General features: G+C 73.8%; 17 protein-coding genes. 10 read left to right on the forward strand and 7 right to left on the reverse strand.

The window, feature by feature from the left end; all coding sequences use genetic code 11:
* Window positions 1–64: 64 nt before the first annotated feature.
* The 3 genes from ACLQ2X_RS10450 to mobA form a co-directional block, all read right to left on the reverse strand.
* Window positions 65–1,171: a T3SS (YopN, CesT) and YbjN peptide-binding chaperone 1 gene (locus ACLQ2X_RS10450; RefSeq protein WP_425680781.1), complete on the reverse strand. Its 1,107-nt coding sequence runs from the start codon at window positions 1,169–1,171 to the stop codon at window positions 65–67.
* Window positions 1,172–1,318: 147 nt separating this feature from the next.
* Entirely contained in the window at window positions 1,319–1,576 is a 258-nt protein-coding gene (locus tag ACLQ2X_RS10455) for a DUF6457 domain-containing protein (RefSeq protein WP_425680782.1), read from the reverse strand.
* Window positions 1,573–2,172 (reverse strand): molybdenum cofactor guanylyltransferase, encoded by a 600-nt coding sequence (gene mobA / locus ACLQ2X_RS10460; protein WP_425680783.1) that lies wholly within the window; start codon window positions 2,170–2,172, stop codon window positions 1,573–1,575. The genes ACLQ2X_RS10455 and mobA overlap by 4 nt, the downstream gene beginning before the upstream one ends.
* Before the next feature lie 134 nt (window positions 2,173–2,306).
* Between mobA and fdhD the strand changes: the two genes are divergently transcribed.
* Window positions 2,307–3,164, forward strand: a complete 858-nt coding sequence (fdhD, locus tag ACLQ2X_RS10465; protein ID WP_425680784.1) for a formate dehydrogenase accessory sulfurtransferase FdhD — start codon at window positions 2,307–2,309, stop codon at window positions 3,162–3,164.
* A 19-nt stretch (window positions 3,165–3,183) separates the two neighbouring features.
* Here fdhD and ACLQ2X_RS10470 read toward each other — a convergent pair whose 3' ends face one another.
* The gene (locus ACLQ2X_RS10470) at window positions 3,184–4,317 is read right to left on the reverse strand and encodes a DUF4192 domain-containing protein (protein WP_425680785.1); all 1,134 of its coding nucleotides are present in this window, start codon (window positions 4,315–4,317) and stop codon (window positions 3,184–3,186) included.
* 163 nt (window positions 4,318–4,480) lie between these two features.
* Here ACLQ2X_RS10470 and ACLQ2X_RS10475 point away from each other — a divergent pair, with 163 nt between their 5' ends.
* The 5 genes from ACLQ2X_RS10475 (at window position 4,481) to ACLQ2X_RS10495 (ending at window position 11,297) form a co-directional block, all read left to right on the forward strand.
* On the forward strand, window positions 4,481–5,395 hold the full coding sequence (locus ACLQ2X_RS10475) for a fructosamine kinase family protein (protein ID WP_425680786.1): 915 nt from the start codon (window positions 4,481–4,483) through the stop codon (window positions 5,393–5,395).
* Window positions 5,392–6,405 carry a GTP 3',8-cyclase MoaA gene (gene moaA, locus ACLQ2X_RS10480; protein ID WP_425680787.1) on the forward strand — a complete coding sequence of 338 codons (1,014 nt, stop codon included), beginning with the start codon at window positions 5,392–5,394 and terminating at the stop codon, window positions 6,403–6,405. The genes ACLQ2X_RS10475 and moaA overlap by 4 nt, the downstream gene beginning before the upstream one ends.
* Window positions 6,402–6,653: a MoaD/ThiS family protein gene (locus tag ACLQ2X_RS10485; protein ID WP_425680788.1), complete on the forward strand. Its 252-nt coding sequence runs from the start codon at window positions 6,402–6,404 to the stop codon at window positions 6,651–6,653. Before moaA ends, ACLQ2X_RS10485 begins: the two co-directional genes overlap by 4 nt.
* An 11-nt stretch (window positions 6,654–6,664) precedes the next feature.
* The gene (locus ACLQ2X_RS10490) at window positions 6,665–8,023 is read left to right on the forward strand and encodes a metallophosphoesterase (RefSeq protein WP_425680789.1); all 1,359 of its coding nucleotides are present in this window, start codon (window positions 6,665–6,667) and stop codon (window positions 8,021–8,023) included.
* A 94-nt stretch (window positions 8,024–8,117) separates the two neighbouring features.
* Window positions 8,118–11,297 carry a UvrD-helicase domain-containing protein gene (locus ACLQ2X_RS10495; protein WP_425680790.1) on the forward strand — a complete coding sequence of 1,060 codons (3,180 nt, stop codon included), beginning with the start codon at window positions 8,118–8,120 and terminating at the stop codon, window positions 11,295–11,297.
* Window positions 11,298–11,475: 178 nt separating this feature from the next.
* Here the strand turns inward: ACLQ2X_RS10495 and ACLQ2X_RS10500 are convergent, their stop codons facing one another.
* Both ACLQ2X_RS10500 and ACLQ2X_RS10505 read right to left on the reverse strand, forming a co-directional pair.
* A complete protein-coding gene (locus ACLQ2X_RS10500) occupies window positions 11,476–12,231 on the reverse strand; it encodes a prepilin peptidase (protein ID WP_425680791.1) in 756 nt (251 codons plus the stop codon).
* 11 nt (window positions 12,232–12,242) lie between these two features.
* Window positions 12,243–13,250 carry an EamA family transporter gene (locus ACLQ2X_RS10505; protein WP_425680792.1) on the reverse strand — a complete coding sequence of 336 codons (1,008 nt, stop codon included), beginning with the start codon at window positions 13,248–13,250 and terminating at the stop codon, window positions 12,243–12,245.
* Between the two features lie 85 nt (window positions 13,251–13,335).
* Here ACLQ2X_RS10505 and ACLQ2X_RS10510 point away from each other — a divergent pair, with 85 nt between their 5' ends.
* Window positions 13,336–14,184, forward strand: a complete 849-nt coding sequence (locus tag ACLQ2X_RS10510; RefSeq protein ID WP_425680793.1) for an LppU/SCO3897 family protein — start codon at window positions 13,336–13,338, stop codon at window positions 14,182–14,184.
* Between the two features lie 143 nt (window positions 14,185–14,327).
* On the forward strand, window positions 14,328–15,572 hold the full coding sequence (locus ACLQ2X_RS10515) for an ATP-binding protein (RefSeq protein WP_425680794.1): 1,245 nt from the start codon (window positions 14,328–14,330) through the stop codon (window positions 15,570–15,572).
* Between the two features lie 34 nt (window positions 15,573–15,606).
* On the opposite strand, the gene ACLQ2X_RS10520 is transcribed toward ACLQ2X_RS10515, so the two are convergent.
* Window positions 15,607–16,152 carry a GNAT family N-acetyltransferase gene (locus tag ACLQ2X_RS10520; protein WP_425680795.1) on the reverse strand — a complete coding sequence of 182 codons (546 nt, stop codon included), beginning with the start codon at window positions 16,150–16,152 and terminating at the stop codon, window positions 15,607–15,609.
* Window positions 16,153–16,288: 136 nt separating this feature from the next.
* Between ACLQ2X_RS10520 and ACLQ2X_RS10525 the strand changes: the two genes are divergently transcribed.
* Window positions 16,289–16,834: a DoxX family protein gene (locus tag ACLQ2X_RS10525; RefSeq protein WP_425680796.1), complete on the forward strand. Its 546-nt coding sequence runs from the start codon at window positions 16,289–16,291 to the stop codon at window positions 16,832–16,834.
* A gap of 204 nt (window positions 16,835–17,038) precedes the next feature.
* Entirely contained in the window at window positions 17,039–18,463 is a 1,425-nt protein-coding gene (locus ACLQ2X_RS10530; protein ID WP_425680797.1) for a glycosyltransferase 87 family protein, read from the forward strand.
* The last annotated feature ends 21 nt before the right edge of the window (window positions 18,464–18,484 follow it).

Below are 18,484 nucleotides of genomic sequence, written 5' to 3' on the forward strand. Positions count from 1 at the left end.
CACGCCCGCGGCGTCGACGGTGAGCGGCGTCGACGGTGGGGCCGCATCGGCGGCCGCCGACGGCTCAGAGGTACATGCCGGTGCGGGGCTCCTGCTCCGACGACCGGGCCGGCTTGTCGCCCTCGCCGAAGAAGCGCTTGCCGCCGAACTCCCCGTGCAACCGGTCGTCCAGTTCGTCGGCCAGACCGGTCATCACCTGCACCGCGAGCATCAGATGGGTGGCCTGGAAGTTGCGGCCGAACACCGGAATCGACGCCCACACCGTGTCGTCGGCGCAGTAGAGCCGGCCGATCGGCATCCGGTTGGTCAACTCGGACAGCTTCACGTACAGCCGCTCGGTCGGCTCCACCTCGGTCAGCACCGGCGAGAACACGTCGACGAGCGGCGGATTGTCGCGGACCCGCACGAACACCATCGCCGAGCCGGCCCGGATGTTGATGTCACCGTCGGAGTCGACCTGGATCTGGTCGGACTTCGACTTCAGCATGGTCGACACCACCGTGCGTACCCGTTCCTCAAGGGCCAGCACGTCGTTCTCGTCCGCCTGGGCCGCCGCCGCGGCGGCCAGCGCCTCGTCCAGGTCGGCCTCCACGTCCGAGTCCGGGCCGAACTCGCTGCGGGCGGTGCCCAGCGCCTCCACCGGCAGCGGCTCGTCCTCGGCGTCGTGCACCAGATAGACCAGGAAGGCCGGATGCGGTGCGCCGTAGACGTCGCGCAGGGTCCGGGACAGCACCGCCGACAACCGGGTGGCCTCGTCGACGCCGCAGTCCAGACCGAACCGTTCGCCCGAATCCGGCACCACGCCGGGCGGCGACCAACCCAACGCGACCATGTCCGCCACCGCCGCCCGGTCCAGCCGGTAGCCCTGCGGCAGGGTGGCGTTGCCGACCGCCCGAGCCGAACGACGCCCCTCCTCGCCCGCGTCCACGCTCACCGAGTAGACGGCGTCCCCGGTGCCGGAGGCGGTCGGGTCGAGCGTGACCTCCAGGTGCGCCCCGGCGGGCAGCTCACGCAGCCGGTCGGCCAGCGCCCGGGCGAACTCCCGCCAGGCCTCCGTCACCTTGGACCGGAGGTCGGCCGTCGTCGGTTCGTCAAGCAGGATCGACTCGTGATGCTCCGGCGTACCGCCGGAAGGCTGCTCGACCGGCGCCGAGGGGTGGTCTGCCGTCATGATCGCCTCCGTCCGTTCCCGTCACCCTACCCACGCGCGGTGGTCACGGACCCCCTGCGCTCGGCGACACGGCCGGGCCGGGCGCGCGGCGCGGTCAGGGCGGCTCCACGAGGCGGCCGGAGCCCTGTCGGGGTGACCGGGCGGCCGCTACTCGGCCGGGGTCGTCCCGTCCAGGCCCACCGGCCAGGAGCCGGCCAGCCCGCTGAGCCGGTCGGCCACCACGGCCGGGTCCGCACCACGCCCCACGGCCAGCCCCAACAGGTACGCGGTGACCGGCGCTCCCGGGCGGGCCACCTGATGCGCCACGTCCCGGGCCACATCAAGCACCGTCGACACGGGCACCTCGGCCCGATCCAGTTCCAGTTCGGCGCAGACCGCCGTGACCCAGTCGTCCAGCACCGTCATTGCGCCCACTCCTCCGCCCGGCGTACGTCCTCGTCAGTGTCGCAGTCGAACCAGGGCGGCGGCCCCGAGCCGGGCCAGGACAGTTCGCGGACGGCGGCACCGGCGAGCAGCCCGCGCACCGGCGCTCCGTCGACACCGCCACCGCGCTGTGCCGCGAGCCGGCCCAGGGCGGCCCGCAGTTTTGGCGCCCGCCACACCGCGCAGAGCTGCTGCCGGCGACCCTCGCCGTCCACGTAACAGGCCAGCGCGGCGGTCGACGCCTCCAGCGCGTACCGCAATTCGGCCAGCGCGGCGGTCGTGAGCAGGGGCAGGTCGGCGGCGAGCAGGGCGACCACGCGGATGCCAGGGTCGACAAGCGCCAGCCCGGCCGCCGCCGCGGCCACCGGGCCACCACCGGGCGGCACCTCACGAGTCACCCGGACGCCCTGCGGCACCGGCCCGACCGGGCCGACGACGATCCGCTGGTCCGCGTCGGCCACCGCGGCCAGCACCCGGCGCAGCATCGGTCGGCCACCGACCGGGCGGGCCGGTTTGTCCACACCGCCCATCCGTCGCGCCGCCCCACCGGCGAGCACGACCGCCGCGTACGCCGTCACCGCCCCACCCTATCGACGGCCGGCACGCCGGACCCGAGGCGCGGCCGGGCCGCCACGCCCCGAAGGCGGCGGCGCGAGAGCGGAACAGGCCGGGTGCGGGTGCGGGGTGGGCGGGGCCGGGGAAGGATGGCGGCATGGGACGGGCGACTGACCAGCGGGGCGTACTCCGGATCGACCTCGACGCGGCGGGCGGCGGCGGCCGGACGCGGATACGCCGGCAGGACACGCTCGCGGTCGAGGAGCCGCTGGAGATCCGGGTCGGGGCCGCCGGGCCGGGTCGACGCCGGCCGCTCGCCGTGACGATGCGTACGCCCGGCGACGACCTGGACCTGGCCATCGGGTTCCTGCTCACCGAGGGACTGATCCGGTCGGCGGAGGATGTGCACACCGCGCAGCTCTGCGCCGGGGCGGAAACCCCGAACACCTACAACGTCGTGGACGTCGTGCTGTCCCCGGGTGTGCCGGAACCGGCCACCGACCCGGCGCGCAACTTCTACACCACCAGTTCCTGCGGCGTCTGCGGCAAGGCCAGCATCGAGTCGGTGCGTACCCGGTCGCAATTCGCGGTGCGGGACGACCCGCTTGTGGTCACCGCCGAACTGCTGGCCGGGCTGCCGGACCGGCTGCGTGCCGCCCAGCGCGCGTTCGACCGCACCGGGGGACTGCACGCGGCGGGTCTCTTCACCGCCGACGGTGAACTGGTGGTGCTGCGCGAGGACGTCGGGCGACACAACGCGGTGGACAAGGTGCTCGGCTGGGCCACCCGGGAGGGCCGGCTGCCGCTGGCCGGGCACGTGCTGCTGGTTTCCGGCCGGGCCAGCTTCGAACTCACCCAGAAGGCCTGGATGGCCGGGGTGCCGCTGCTCGCGGCGGTGTCCGCGCCCAGCACGCTCGCCGCGGAGCTGGCCGAGGAAGCCGGGATGACACTCGTGGGGTTCCTGCGCGGCCCCACCATGAACGTCTACGCGGGTGCGCAGCGCCTCGCCGAGTGAACCGAGGACACCCGCCGGCTCACCGGCGGGGGCGTCGGCGGCGAGGTCGCAGCACCCCGTCACCGGCCGACGCGGGCCAGTCGTCCAACCGTGACGGTGCCACCCCGCGACGCAGCACGTCATCGAGCAGCACCGCCAGGGAATAGGTGGGGTGGGCGGTCAGCACCCGTTCCAGGGCGACCGCGGCCAGCGCGCCGTGCCCGGCGCGCCAGGCGGCGAACGCGAGCAACGTGCCGGGCGCGTCGATCAGGTCCGGCTCGGCGCGACGCAGCACGTCGGTCCAGAGGCTGATGTCCTCGTCCCGACCGTCGGTGCGGGACCAGGCGTGGTCGCGCACCGGAACGTGGGTGAGCAGCACGGTCAGCCACGCCACCTCGTCGTCGTCGAGCCGCTCGCCGCGCCGCTGCCGGCGGAGGGCGGCCCGCACCGCCGCCGCGCCGGCGGCCCGCACGGCACGCGCCTGCCCGCCCCGTCGGGGGTCGTCGGCCGGTCGGGGGTCGTCACCCGGTCGGGGGTCGTCACCCGGTCGGGGGTCGTCACCCGGTCGGGGGTCGTCGCCCGGGCCGCTGCCGGGCAGGGTCCCGGTCAGCGCGGCCAGGCGGCGGCGGGCCCGACCGGTGGCCCGGCGCATGGCGAGTCGGACCGGCCCGTCGATCGGGGACACCTGCGCCGCCAGCGCCGCCCGGTCGGGCAGGGCGACCTGGCCGGCGAAGACCGCGGCGGCGCTGACCTGGCTGGCCGACGGGTCGTACGGGGTGCCCTCGGCGGGGCAGCAGGTCGGCTCGGCACAGAGGTAGGACCACCACCGGCCGTCGGTCACCCGCAGGACGTCGAGGACGACGAGCCCGGCCGCGTCCAGCGCCTCGCCCAGGGCGTCCACGGCACTGGTCACCCGGGTCGCCGGACCGTATCCGACGACGGTCGCGGAGTCGGCGTCCTGCCGGGCCACCACCTGCGCCAGGTGCCGGACCGCCGGGCCGGGCTCCGCGTCCGGCTCGGGCAGGTCACCGCGGGCGGCGAAGACCACCCGTCGATCCCGTACGGCTATCACGACGACGCTGTCGGCCGGGTGGAAGCCGAGCAGGTAGGGCACGGCGGCGACCAGGTCCGCCGGCGAGCGGACGGAGAGGTGGGGGCGCTCGGTCGAGTTCATGCCGGGAGACTGCGCCGCCGCGAACCACCCCGGCAGCCCCCTGTGGACGACACGCGGTTCGTCCACAGATACGCACCGTGTTCTTGCAGGTCGGCGGCGAACGTCACCGGTCGCGATGACGACCAGCCCGCGAGTTGTCCCAGGTACCGGCTACCTTGCGCTCATGGACGTGGCGTACCTGCGGGCACACCCGGAGCATCTACCGGCCTTCCTGACCCACCAGCGGATCCGGGAGACGCCGGTCGCCGGGGGTGACATCTGCACCGCCTCCCGGCTGACCCTGGAGGACGGGCACTCCCTGTTCACCAAGGCCTGGCCGGAGCGGTCGACCCGCCCTCGGCCGGACGACTTCTTCGCCACCGAGGCGGCCGGGCTGCGCTGGCTGCGCGAGGCCGGCTCGGTGCCGGTGCCCGAGGTGCTGGTCGCGTTGCCCGACCTGCTCGCGCTCGACTGGGTGGAACCCGGCGAGCCGACGCGGGAGGCCGCGGCGGCGTTCGGTCACGACCTGGCCGGGCTGCACCGCGCCGGCGCGCCCGCCTTCGGGGCGGAGTGGACCGGTTTCATCGGCGCGCTGCCGCAGGACAACACGCCCGACCCCGGTCCCTGGCCGGACTGGTTCGCCCGGTCCCGTCTCCTGCCCTATCTGCGGATGTCGGTGGATCGCGATGCGCTCGACCCGTCCGGGGCGGCGCTCGTCGAGCAGCTGGTCGACCGGATCGGCGAGTTCGGCGGCGACGAGCCGCCGGCCCGCGTGCACGGCGACCTCTGGCCGGGCAACCTGCTCTGGGGCGCCGACGGGCGGGTCTGGTTGGTCGACCCGGCGGCGCACGGCGGCCACCGGGAGACCGACCTGGCTCAGCTCGCCCTCTTCGGCGGCCCACCCCACCTGGACCGGATCATGGCCGCCTACCGGGAGGCCTGGCCACCGGCCGACGGCTGGCGTGAGCGGGTGCCGCTGCACCAACTGCACCTGCTGCTGGTGCACACCGCGCTCTTCGGCCCGGCATACGCGGACGCCGTGGTCTCCACCGCACGGGCCGCCCTCAGCGGCGTCCGACGCGCTACGGTCGACGGATGACCGCCCCGCGCACGACGGCCGGCGTTCTCGCCGACCGGTACGGTCGCGTTGCCCGGGACCTGCGGGTCTCGCTGACCGACAAGTGCAACCTGCGCTGCACCTACTGCATGCCTGCCGAAGGGCTGCCCTGGCTGGCCGGTCCGCAACTGCTCACCGACGAGGAGATCATCCGCCTGGTGAGCGTCGCGGTGTGCCAACTCGGTGTCACCGAGGTGCGCTTCACCGGCGGTGAGCCGCTCATCCGGCCGGGCCTGCCCACCATCGTGGCGGCCGTCGCGGCACTGACGCCCCGACCCCGCATCTCGCTGACCACCAACGGCATCGGTCTGGCGCGGCTGGCCCCGACGCTGCGCGCCGCGGGGGTGGACCGGGTCAACGTCTCGCTCGACACGCTGGACCGGGACCGCTTCACCGCGCTCACCCGTCGGGACCGGCTCGCCGACGTGCTCGCCGGACTGGCCGGTGCCGCGACCGCCGGGCTGACCCCGGTGAAGATCAACACGGTGCTGATGCGGGGGGTCAACGACGACGAGGCGCCGGCGCTGCTCCGGTTCGCGCTCGCGCACGACTACGAGCTGCGGTTCATCGAGCAGATGCCGCTGGACGCCCAGCACGGCTGGGACCGTTCGACGATGGTCACCGCGGACGAGATCCTGGCCTCCCTGCGTACCGGCTTCACGCTCGCGCCGGACCCGTCGGAACGGGGTGCCGCGCCCGCCGAGACCTGGCTGGTGGACGGCGGGCCGGCTCGGGTCGGCGTGATCGCCAGCGTGACCCGGCCGTTCTGCGGCGACTGCGACCGTGCCCGGCTCACCGCCGACGGCCAGGTGCGCAACTGCCTCTTCGCCACCGAGGAGTCCGACCTGCGGGGCGCGCTGCGCGCCGGTGCCGACGACGAGGAACTGGCCCGGCGCTGGCGGGCCGCGATGTGGACCAAGCGGGCCGGGCACGGCATCGACGATCCGACGTTCCTGCAACCCGCGCGGTCGATGTCGGCGATCGGAGGATGAGGGTGGAGCTGACCGTCCGCTACTTCGCCGGCGCCCGCGCGGCTGCCGGCCGGGCCGAGGAGACCGCATCCGCCGGCCGGTCACTCGACGAACTCCTGGATGAGCTGACCGCCCGGCACGGTGAACGCCTCGCCGTGGTGCTGAAGGCGGCGAGTTTTCTGGTCGACGGGATCGCCTGTCATGATCGTCAGGTGCTGTTGCCGGCCGGGGTGACGGTGGACGTGCTGCCCCCCTTCGCGGGCGGCTGAGGGAGGCTCGCGTGCTGGCGATGGCAACATTCCTGGGTGTCGTCGTGCTCGTGATCGCCCTCATCCACTACTACCTGTGGCGGCGGCTGGTCCGGGACACCACACGCCCCGGCCGCTGGCGCCGGACCGGTGCGGTGGCGCTGACGGTGCTCGCCGTGCTCATCCCGGTAACCATGGCCGGCACGCGTTCCGGCTGGTACTGGCTGGCCTGGCCCGGCTACCTCTGGCTGGCGCTGATGTTCTACCTGCTGGTGCTGCTGGTGGTGCTCGAAGTGCCGACCGCGCTGGCCCGGTTCGTGCTGCGACGGCGGGCCCGCTCAGCCGCGGTCCCGGAGCCCGAGCCGACGCTCGTGGGTGTCGGCGCCGACACGGCCACGCCGTCCACCGCCGACCGGCCCGCCACGCCGCCCACCGCCCCCGACCGGGTCGGCGCACCGTCCGCCGCCGGCGGGACCGGGACGCCACCGGACGGCACGTCGTCCGCCACACCGCCGGTCGAGGGGTCGTCCACCGCCGGGACTACCGACCACGACCCGTCCCGCCGCCTGCTGCTCGCCCGTGGGGCGGCCATCTTCGCCGGGCTCACCGCCGCCGGCCTGACCGGCTACGGCGTGCGCACCGCGATGGGCCCGCCTCAACTGGACCGGGTGCGCATCCCGCTGGCCAAACTGCCCCGGAGCATGGACGGTCTCCGGATCGCCACCGTCTCCGACATCCACCTCGGGCCGCTGCGCGGCCGGGCGCACACCGAGCGCATCGTCTCGATGATCAACAAGCTGGACGCGGATCTGGTCGCGGTGGTCGGCGACCTGGTCGACGGCACGGTGGCCGAACTGGGCGAGGCGGCCGAGCCGCTTCGCGACCTGCGTTCCCGCTACGGGAGCTTCTTCGTCACCGGCAACCACGAGTACTACTCGGGCGTGGAGGAGTGGGTCCGCGAGGTGGACCGGCTCGGCCTGCGCGTGCTCCAGAACGAACGGCAGGAGATCCGTGCGCGCGGTGGCGTGCTGGATCTGGCCGGCGTGAACGACGTGAGCGCCGACGGCACCGGGTTGGCGGCACCCGCCGACTACGCCGCCGCGCTCCGTGACCGCGATCCGAGCCGACCGGTGGTGCTGCTGGCCCACCAGCCGGTGGCCGCACACGAGGCGGCGAAGTTCGGCGTCGACCTGCAGCTCTCCGGGCACACCCACGGCGGCCAGATCGTGCCGTTCAACCTGGCGGTGAAGCTCGAACAGCCGGTCGTGTCCGGTCTCGGCGAGGTGGACGGCACGAAGGTCTACGTGACGAACGGCGCCGGTTTCTGGGGTCCGCCGGTACGGGTCGGCGCGCCGCCCCAGGTGACGCTCGTCGAACTGCGCGCCCCATAGCGCGCCGGGGCCGTCGAGTCCAGCACCGCATTGCTCAGGTCACGCGTTCGCGTGGCGACGGGCGGGCGGCGGACCCGACGTGACAGGATGCGGCGTGCCTCCGTTCAGTCCCGCACCCCCCGGTGGCCTCCCCCCGTACGTGGCGGATCTGCACATCCACTCGAAGTACTCCCGCGCGTGCAGCCGCGACCTCACCCTGCCGAACCTCGCCTGGTGGTCCCGGCGTAAGGGCATCGCGGTGCTGGGCACCGGCGACTTCACCCATCCCGCCTGGTACGACCACCTGCGGGAGACGCTGCGTCCGGCCGAACCGGGCCTGTACCGCCTCGCGCCCGAGGCGGAGCGGGACGTCGCCCGGCGGCTGCCGCCCCGGCTGGCCAGCGAGGCGGAGGCGGACCCGGTCCGGTTCATGCTGAGCGTGGAGATCTCCACGATCTACAAGCGGGGCGACCGGACCCGCAAGGTGCACCACCTGATCTACCTACCGGACCTGGACGCGGTGGCCCGGTTCAACACCGCGCTGGGCCGGATCGGCAACCTCGGCTCCGACGGCCGGCCGATCCTCGGGTTGGACTCCCGGGACCTGCTGGAGATCACCCTGGAGGCGAGCCCGGACGGCTACCTGGTGCCGGCGCACATCTGGACGCCGTGGTTCTCCGCGCTCGGCTCCAAGTCCGGCTTCGACGCGATCGCCGACTGCTACGCCGACCTGGCCGACCACATCTTCGCCGTGGAGACCGGCCTGTCCTCCGACCCGGAGATGAACTGGCGGGTCGGCAGCCTGGACCGCTACCGGCTGGTGTCGAATTCGGACGCGCACTCGCCGCCGGCCCTGGCCCGGGAGGCCACCGTCCTCACCGCGAACCGGGACTACTTCGCGATCCGCGAGGCGCTGCGCACCGGCGACGGGCTGGCCGGCACGGTCGAGTTCTTCCCCGAGGAGGGCAAGTACCACGCCGACGGGCACCGGCTGTGCGGGGTCAACTGGTCACCGGAGCGGACCCGCGAGGCGGGCGGGCGCTGCCCGGAGTGCGGCAAGCCGCTGACCGTGGGCGTACTGAGCCGGGTCGAGGAGCTGGCCGACCGGCCGCTCGGGCACCGTCCGGCGCACGCACTCCCGGTGGCGCATCTGGTGCCGCTGGGCGAGATCCTCGGCGAGCTGAACCGGGTGGGCGCACGGTCGAAGAAGGTCGAGGGCAAACTCCACGATCTGGTCGCCGCGCTCGGCCCGGAGCTGGAGATCCTGACGCGTACCCCGCTTGCGGAGATCGGCCGGGTCGGCGGCGAACTGCTCGCGGAGGGCATCGGCCGGCTGCGCCGTGGCGAGGTCCACCGGGTGCCCGGCTACGACGGCGAGTATGGGGTGATCACGCTGTTCGACCCGGCGGAACTGGGTGGTCCGGGGGGCGGGGCCGGGCAGGAGACGCTGTTCGACGTACCCGTGCCCGCGCAGCGTCGGCCCGTGGAGCCGGCGCCGAAGCCGAAGGGCAAGCGCCCGGCGGCGGCCCGCCCGGAGCCGAAGCGGACCCCGCCGCCGCCGATCGCGCCGCAGCCGTCCCCGCACGAGCCGTTCGAGCCGATGCTCGCCGGGATGGAGGAGGTCGGCACCGGTCTGCTGGACCGGCTGGACGCGATGCAGCGGGTGGCCGCGTCCGCGCCGGGTGGGCCGCTGCTCATCGTGGCCGGACCGGGCACCGGAAAGACCCGGACGCTCACCCACCGGATCGCCTACCTGTGCGCGGAGCTGAACGTCTTCCCGGACCAGTGTCTGGCGATCACGTTCACCCGGCGGGCCGCCGAGGAGCTGCGGCACCGGCTGGACGTGCTGCTCGGCCCGGTCGCCGAGGACGTCACCGTGGGTACGTTCCACTCGCTGGGCCTGACCGTGCTGCGGGAGAACGCGGCGGCGGCCGGCCTGCCGGCGGACTTTCGGATCGCCGACGACACCGACCGGGCGACGGCCCGTGCCGAGGCCGGCGACGACGCGCAACGGTACGTGGCGCTGCTGCGCAAGCGGGACCTGGTCGATCTGGACGAGCTGCTGACCCTGCCGGTGGCGTTGCTCAGGGGCGACCGGAAGTTGGCCCGGGAGTACCGCGAACGGTGGAAGTGGATCTTCGTAGACGAGTACCAGGACGTCGACGCGGTGCAGTACGAGCTGCTGCGGCTGCTCAGCCCGCCGGACGGCAACCTGTGCGCGATCGGCGACCCGGACCAGGCGATCTACTCGTTCCGGGGCGCCGACGTCGGCTACTTCCTGCGTTTCTCCCAGGACTTCACCGATGCCCGTCTGGTGCGGCTGAACCGCAACTACCGTTCCTCGGCGCCGATCCTGGCCACCGCCGTACAGGCCATCGCGCCGTCGTCGCTGGTCCGGGGTCGACGCCTCGACCCGGCCCGGCTCGACCCGGAAGCGCCACTGGTCGGCCGGTACGCGGCCGGCTCGGTCGCCGACGAGGCCGACTTCGTGGCCCGCACCGTCGACGAGCTGGTCGGTGGGCTGTCGCACCGGTCGCTCGACACGGGTCGGATCGACGGCCGGGCCACCTCGCTGTCCTTCTCGGACATCGCCGTGCTCTACCGCACCGACGCGCAGGCCGCGCCGATCGTCGACGCCCTGACCCGGGCGAACATCCCGGTGCAGAAGCGCTCGCACAACCGGCTGCGCGACCGGCCCGGCGTGGCGGCCATCGCCCGCGAGCTGCGCCACGCCGGCCCGGACGGTTCGCTGACCGCCCGGGTACGCCAGGCCGGGCAGGTCCTGGCCGAGCGTTTCGCCGTGCCGACGCTCGACGGCTCCGGCGCGGTACGCCCGGAGGACGTCCGTACCGCGGTGGACCTGCTCGCCCCGCTGGCCCGCCGCTGCGAGGACGACCTCGGGTTGTTCCTCCACCAGCTCGCCACCGGCGCCGAGGTGGACGCGCTGGACCCGCGTGCCGAGGCGGTCACACTGCTGACCCTGCACGCCGCCAAGGGGTTGGAGTTCCCGGTGGTGTTCCTGGTCGGTGCGGAGGAAGGGCTGCTGCCGCTGCGCTGGCCCGGCACCGAGCCGGACGAGGACGCGGTGGCCGAGGAACGCCGGTTGTTCTTCGTGGGGCTGACCCGGGCGCAGGACCGGCTCTACGTCAGTCACGCCGTCCGGCGGGCACGGCACGACGCGGAACGGGAGACCCGACCGTCGCCCTTCCTCGACGTGATCGACCCGGCGCTGTTCGAACGTCTCAACGCGGCCGAGCCCCGCCGCGCCAAGGACCACCAGCTCCGCCTGATCTGAAAGGAAGGGCCCCTTCTTAACGCCTCCGGTAGAGGAGGGCCCCTTGCTAACACGGAGTGGAGGGGGGCCCGCTCAACACCCGCCGGTCGGGCGCAGCGGCGGGCACGCGGCGTGACCGGAGGCCGCCGGCGGGAGCAGCAGCGTGACCGCCGGCCGGCCGGCGGGCGCGGTGGCGGCGTCAGGTCAGCACCACGGCGAGCCAGGCGCCGGCGAGGATGGCCGGGCCGAACGGCACCGGCGTGTCCCGGCGTATCCGGCCGGCGGCCAGCAGCACGAGGACGGCCGTGCCGGCGAGCACGTGCGGCAGGAGCAGCCCGAGCCGCAGCGTCGGCCAGCCGAGCCACCCGAGCGGCAGCCCGAGCGCGGCGGCGAGCTTCACGTCACCGAAGCCGAGCCGGCACCGGGGCAGCAGTGCCAGCAGGGCGTGCCCGGCGAACGAGAGCAGAGCCGCGACCATGGCGAGCGCCAGGCGACCCGGTTGGCCGGTGGCCAGCGCGGTCGCGGCCAAGCCGCACCCACCACCGAGGACGGTGACGCCGACCAGCCGGTCGGGCAGCCGCAGGGCGGTCAGGTCGGTCACCACGAGGGCCGGCCCGACGGCGGCGACCGCCAGCAGGGCCGGCAGCGCGGAATCGTCGCCGCGGGTGAGGGCCAGCCCGCCGAACGCCACGGCACCGGCGAGGGCGAGGGCTGCCCGCCTTGGCACCCGCCCCCGCACCGCACCCCCGACGGCAGCGGGGACGCCGACCGCGGTGGGGACGGCGACGGCGGTGGGGACGGCGACCGCCTCGGGGACGGCGACCGCAGCGGTGGGGACGGCGACCGCAGCGGCTCCCGCTGCCGGGGTGGCGAGGAACTGCCGGGCGACCGGGACCGCGACCCATCCGGCAAGCGCCCCGAGGAGCGCGACCGAGGTCATCAATCCCGTCGACACGGCACGGGACGCTACGGGCCGGTCGGTTCCCGGGTCGTCCCGTTCACGGCTGGTGGTGCGGATCGGCGGGGACGCTCGGTGCTCACCACCACCGCCACGCCGGCCACGATGACCGCGCCGCCGAGCAGCACCTGCGGGGTGATCGGTTCCGCCGCCAGCAGCGCGCCGAGCGCCACCGCGACCGCCGGGTTCACGTACGCGTACGTGGAGACCAGGGAGATCGGCGCGTTGGCGAGCAGCCAGACGTACGCGGTGAACGCGACGAGTGAACCGGCCACCATCAGGTAGGCGAGCGCCGCCCAGGACCGCCCGGTCACCTGGGCGATGCTGAAGCCGCGCAGTTCGCCCCGGGCCGCCCCGAGAGCCGCGAGCGCCGCCGCGCCGGCCATCATCTCGTAGACGGTGGCGACAAACGGGTCGGCGGGCATCGGGATCCGCCCGGCCAGGTACGAGCCGACGGACCAACTGGTGGCGGCCACCACCACGATCGCCGCTCCGGCAATCGGCACCCCGTCCACGCCGTCGCGGGGCAGCACCAGCAGGACCAGGCCGACGAAACCGAGCGTCACTCCGGCGAACGTCCACGGTCCGGGGCGGTCCCCGCCGGCCGTGCGCAGCAGCACGACGAGCAGCGGCACGGTGGCCACCAGCAGCGCGGCCACTCCGGACGGCACCGCGGTCGCGGCCGGGCCGGATTCGGCGAGCACCACCAGGCCGTTGCCGCCGGTGAGCAGCAGCACGCCGATCAGCGCGGCGGAGCCGAGTCGACGTGCCGGCACCCGCAGTGCGCCCGGTCCGCGACGCAGGCGCAGGACCACCGCGAGCACCGCGGCGGCGGCGGCGAACCGCATGGCGGCGGAGATGAGCGGCGGCAGCGACTCGACCGCGACCCGGATGCCCAGGTAGGTCGAGCCCCAGAGCAGATAGACCAGCACCAGCGCGGTCCAGATCAGCGCGGTGCTAGCCGGCGGCGCGGGGGGATCGACGGCGTTCGTCGCGGTGGAAGGGCGTGAGCTCATCGTGGGACCACGCTACGGTGGCCACGGCGTCGGCGTCTCCGGTTGGTGGCTGCCGTCTCAGCACTGACGTACGCGGGAGGCGTTCATGTCGAACTACGGACCACCGGGTGGCGGCTCTTCGGAGCCGTGGACGGGGCACCGCCCGGGGGACGGCTACGTCCCGCAGCCCGATCCGCGTTACGCACCACCACCCGATCCTCGCTACGCCGAACAGCCGGACCCGCGTTTCGGTCCGCCGGCCGACCAGTACGGCCCACCCACCGACCAGTACGGCCTGCCCACGCAGCAGTACGGCGGGCCGGCCGACCGCTTCGGCCCGCCGACGCAGCACCACGAGCCGGCCTGGTCCCCGACCCCGCCCGCCCAGGGGCACCCGGCCGACCCGGGATACGCGGGCGCGCCGTACCCCGGAGGGCCGCCGACCTATCAGGACGGAGCACCGGCGTACCCCGGTGGGCCGTCGTACGCCCGGCCGACGCCGCCGAAGCGCGGACGGGGTCCGCTGCTGGTGGTGGTGGTCGTGCTGGCGGTGCTGCTGCTCGGCGGCGCCGGGGCGTACTGGATGCTCGGCCGGGACGAGGGAACGCCGACGGCCGGTACGACGACGCCCACCGCGGCGGCCGCGGAGCCGACCGAGGCGGCGCCGAGTGAGCCGGCCGCGACACCCACGGCGGCCCCGGCCGCGTCGAACGATCCGCGTTTCGTGAAGGCGGGTCAGTGCGTCGCGAACGAGGGCGGTGGTGGTCAGCCGAAGTTGGTGATCACCGACTGTGCCCCGAAGACGTTCGAGGTGCTGCGCCGGATCGACGGCGCGACCAGCGGCAAGAAGGACGCCGAGGCGAAGTGCGGGAAGGTCGCCGGCTACACCGACTGGTATTTCTTCGACAGTGAGCTGGACACGCTCGACTTCGTGCTGTGCCTGAAGCGGCGGTAGGCCGACCGGCGGTTCCGTAGGCGAAACTAGGGCTGTCTAGCGTGAATGCTAGACAGCCCTAGTTTCTGGTCGAGGCCGACACGCGCTTGTCCGCTCTACGCACATCTAGCCTGGCCGCTAGACAACCCGATACTGTGCGATTCGTGGATCCGGTCCGCAACCCGTACGCGCCGGGCGCCGGTCAGCGCCCGCCCGAACTCGCCGGGCGGGGGCGGGAACTGGACGTCTTCGACGTGGTGCTGGAACGCATCGCCCGCGGTCGACCCGAACGCAGCCTGATGCTCACCGGCCTGCGCGGGGTGGGCAAGACGGTCCTGCTCAACACGCTGCGGTCCGAGGCGATCAACCACCTCTGGGGCACCGGGAAGATCGAAGCCCGGCCGGACCAGTCGCTGCGCCGCCCGGTCGCCGCCGCGTTGCACATGGCGGTCCGGGAACTCGCCCCGCGACACCGCGCCCCCGACCGGATCGACGCCTTCCTCGGCGTCCTCAAGGCGTTCGCGCAACGCTCCACGCCCACCACGTCCGCCGGGCGGGGTCGGGCGGCACCGAAGCTGCGCGACCGCTGGCAGCCCGGCATCGACGTACCCGCAAGCAGTGGCCGCGCCGACTCCGGCGACATCGAGATCGACCTGGTCGAACTGCTCACCGACGCGGCGGCGGTCGCCACCGACGTGGGCACCGGCATCGCGATCTTCATCGACGAGATGCAGGACCTCGGCGCCGAGGACGTCTCCGCGCTCTGCGCCGCCTGCCACGAACTGTCCCAGCTCGGCGCGCCACTCATCGTGGTGGGTGCCGGCCTGCCGCACCTGCCGGCCGTGCTCAGCGCCGCCAAGTCCTACTCGGAGCGGCTCTACCGCTACCAGCGCATCGACCGCCTCGACCGGATCGCCGCCGACCAGGCGCTCTGCGCACCGGCCGAGCGGGAGCAGGTCGAGTACGAGCAGAAGGCCCTCGACCTGCTGTACGAGTGTTCCGGCGGATACCCGTACTTCGTGCAGGCGTACGGGAAGGCCACCTGGGACCACGCGCCCCGCTCACCGATCACGGCCGCCGACGTGCGGGTGGCCGCGCCGGAGGCGGAGGCGGAACTGGCGGTGGGGTTCTTCGGCTCCCGGTTCGAGCGGGCCACCCCCGCCGAACGCGAATACATGCGGGCGATGGCCACGCTGGCGCATGTCGACGGCGAGGACGCCGGACGCGACGACATGGACGCCGCGGTGCCCACCGCGGAGATCGCCCGCGCGCTCGCCCGCAAGCCGGCCAGCCTCTCCCCGGCACGCGACGCGCTGATCAAGAAAGGGCTGATCTACTCCGGTGAACGGGGGACGGTGGCGTTCACCGTCCCGCACTTCGGCCGCTACCTGCGCACCCAGCCGGCCTGAACCGAGCAGCGGCCGGGCCCGAGCAGCGACCCGGTCACACCCGTGACCAGGGCGGCGGGAAGACCACCTCGCCGGCCGGGGGTGGCGGGTCCTCGCCGGCCGACGGCGGCAGCACCAGCGCCTGCCACGGCTCTCCCAGCCCGGACCAGGGGCTGGTCAGGCCCAGCCGGTCCGCCGGGCCGAACCCGAACCGCCGGTAGTAGGCCGGGTTGCCCAGCACCACCACCAGCCGTTCGCCCAACTCGGTGGCGGCGTCCAGCGCCGCCTGCACCACCGCCGCGCCGTGGCCGACCCGCCGGCGGTGGGGCGCCACCGCCACCGGCCCGAGGGCCAGCGCCGGGAAGGTGCCGCCGTCGGTGCGTACCCCCACCCGGCTGAGCAGCGCGACACCCACCACCTCGCCGCCGTAGTCGGCGATCATGGCCAGTTCCGGGATCCAGGCCGGGCTGCGCCGCAACTCCTCGACCAGGCCGACCTCCGGAGGGGCGGGCACGTCGGGACGGGCGAAGGCGGCGGCCAGCAGGCGGGCCACCGGCGCCTCGTCCGCCGGCCACTCGGGGCGCAGTCGCAGCGTCGTCACCCGCGCGACCTTACCGAAAACCGCAGGTCCATCAGCGACGGTCGCTGAAACCGATACCGTTTCGGACGTCCACGTCGACCGATACCTTTCGTGTGTTGCGGGGATGACCGGGCCGGGGACGGGGTATGACTGAGCCATGAAGCCCGTGCGCTCCCTCGCCCGCCTCATGTTGGGCAGCATCTTCGTGGTCAGTGGTGTCCGCAATCTGCGCGAGCCGGAACGCCTGGTTCCCACCGCGGAACCGGTCGCCGGCAAGGTCGCCCCGATGATCCGGAATCTGAACCCCCGCCTGCCCACCGACACCCTGACGCTCGTGCGGGCCAACGCCGCCACCCAACTGGTCGGCGGCCTGATGCTGGCCACCGGCCGGTTCACCCGCCCGGCCGCGCTCGTGCTCGCCGGCAGCCTGGTGCCGACGACCGCCGCCGGGCACCCCTTCTGGAAGCACGACGAGCCGGCGACGCGCAAGAACCACCAGATCCACTTCCTGAAGAACGTCGGGCTGATCGGCGGTCTCCTCCTCGCCGCCTCCGACACCGAGGGCAAGCCCGGGCTGCGCTGGCGCGCCAGCCACCGGATCGACCACTCGCGCCGGTCGGTCACGCGCGCCGTCCGTACCGCCCGCCGGGAGGCGAAGATCGCCGTACGCTCGGCAGCGACCGCACGACGCATGCCCGGCTGACCCGCACCACCCCCGGCCGCCACCCCCCGCGGGCCACCAATCACCTGAACCGTCCGACATCCGTTAACGCGGTGGAAATGTCAAGAAGACGTGTGGGATCGGACACGGTCGCGTAACGCGGGAGGCACCGACATGAGGCGCCGCTCTAGGCTCCGTTCCGGACCTGGACGGGTACGACGACCTTGGTACGGGGGTGGCCACGCCATGCCGACGCCAGTCGGTAGACGGACCGACCGGCCCGCCCCGGCCTACCGCGTCGACCGTCGGATCGTGGTGCGCCTGAGCATCGTCGCCGCCGTGTCGTACGTCGCCTGGCGTGCCATCGGCGCCTTCGGCCGACCGTACAACTTCTTCGACATGAAGATCTACCACGGTGCGGTGCTGTGGTGGGCCGAGGGCAACGAGCTGTACGACTTCGTCGCGCCGTCCACCACGCTGGGCTTCACCTACCCGCCCTTCGCCGGCCTGGTCATGCTGCCCATGTCCCTCCTGCCGATCGACGGCGCCGGGTTCGTCAACGCGCTGGCCAGCATCGCCGCGCTCGCGGTCGTGCTCGCGGCGCTGCTGCGTCCGATCGTGGACCGGCTCGGCTGGCCACTCTGGTTCACCGTCGGCATCGCCACCCCGATGGCCGTGGCCATCGAACCGTCCCGGGAGACGCTCGGCTACGGCCAGGTCAACCTGCTGCTCTTCGCACTGATCATGGCCGATCTGATCGGCCTGCGGTGGCGGGCCAAGCGGGGCACCCATCACGAGACCGCCGACTCGCCGCTGGCCCGGTTCGTCTACAGCGGCGCCTGGGCCGGCGTGGGCATCGGGCTCGCCACCGCCGTGAAGCTCACCCCGGCGCTGTTCGTGGCCTACCTGATGCTCACCCGGCAGTGGCGGGCCGCGCTGGTCGCGGTCGGCACCGCCATGGGCGTCACGCTCGCCACGTTCGGTGTGGTCGGTGGCGAGTCGCGCGCGTACTTCACCACCGTGCTCTGGCAGACCGAACGGGTCGGCGCCGCCGACATGACCGCCAACCAGTCGCTCGCCGGCCTGCTCGCCCGGTTGTACGACTCGATCGAGACGCCCGGCCTGCTCTGGCTCGCCTTCTCGGTGCTGCTGCTCACGCTGGGCCTGTCCCGGGCGATCAGCGCCCGCGCCGACGGCGACGAGCTGACCGCGTTCACGCTTGTCGGGCTCACCGCCAACGTGATCAGCCCGATCTCCTGGTCACACCACCTGATCTGGGTCATCCCGGCGATCATCGTGCTGGCCGACGCCGCGGTACGCCGCCGCGACGCCAGCCGCGCCGTACCCCTGCGCGGCAACGGCGTGCTCTCGGCCAACGGCGTGCCCACGCTGCGCCCGCCGATCTGGTATCCGACGTTGACCGGGCTCCGGCACGGTGCCGGCGCACTCGGGCTCTACCTGCTGTTCCTGATCTCGCCGATCTGGCCGTACGAGCACCAACTCCCCGAGGTGTCCCACTACCAGGACGGCCTTTTCGGCGCGCTCATGGAGAACTCCCTGGCCATCGCGCTGATCGTGCTGGCCGCGACGCTGCCGTGGCGGCCCGGCGCCGAACCGGCGTTCTATCACGACCGGCTGAACCGCGCCGCCGCGCTCACCGCCAGGCGTTGAACCGCGCCACCAGGCGTTGAA

It is taken from the genome of Micromonospora sp. DT31, assembly GCF_049841795.1.
GTDB lineage: Bacteria > Actinomycetota > Actinomycetes > Mycobacteriales > Micromonosporaceae > Micromonospora.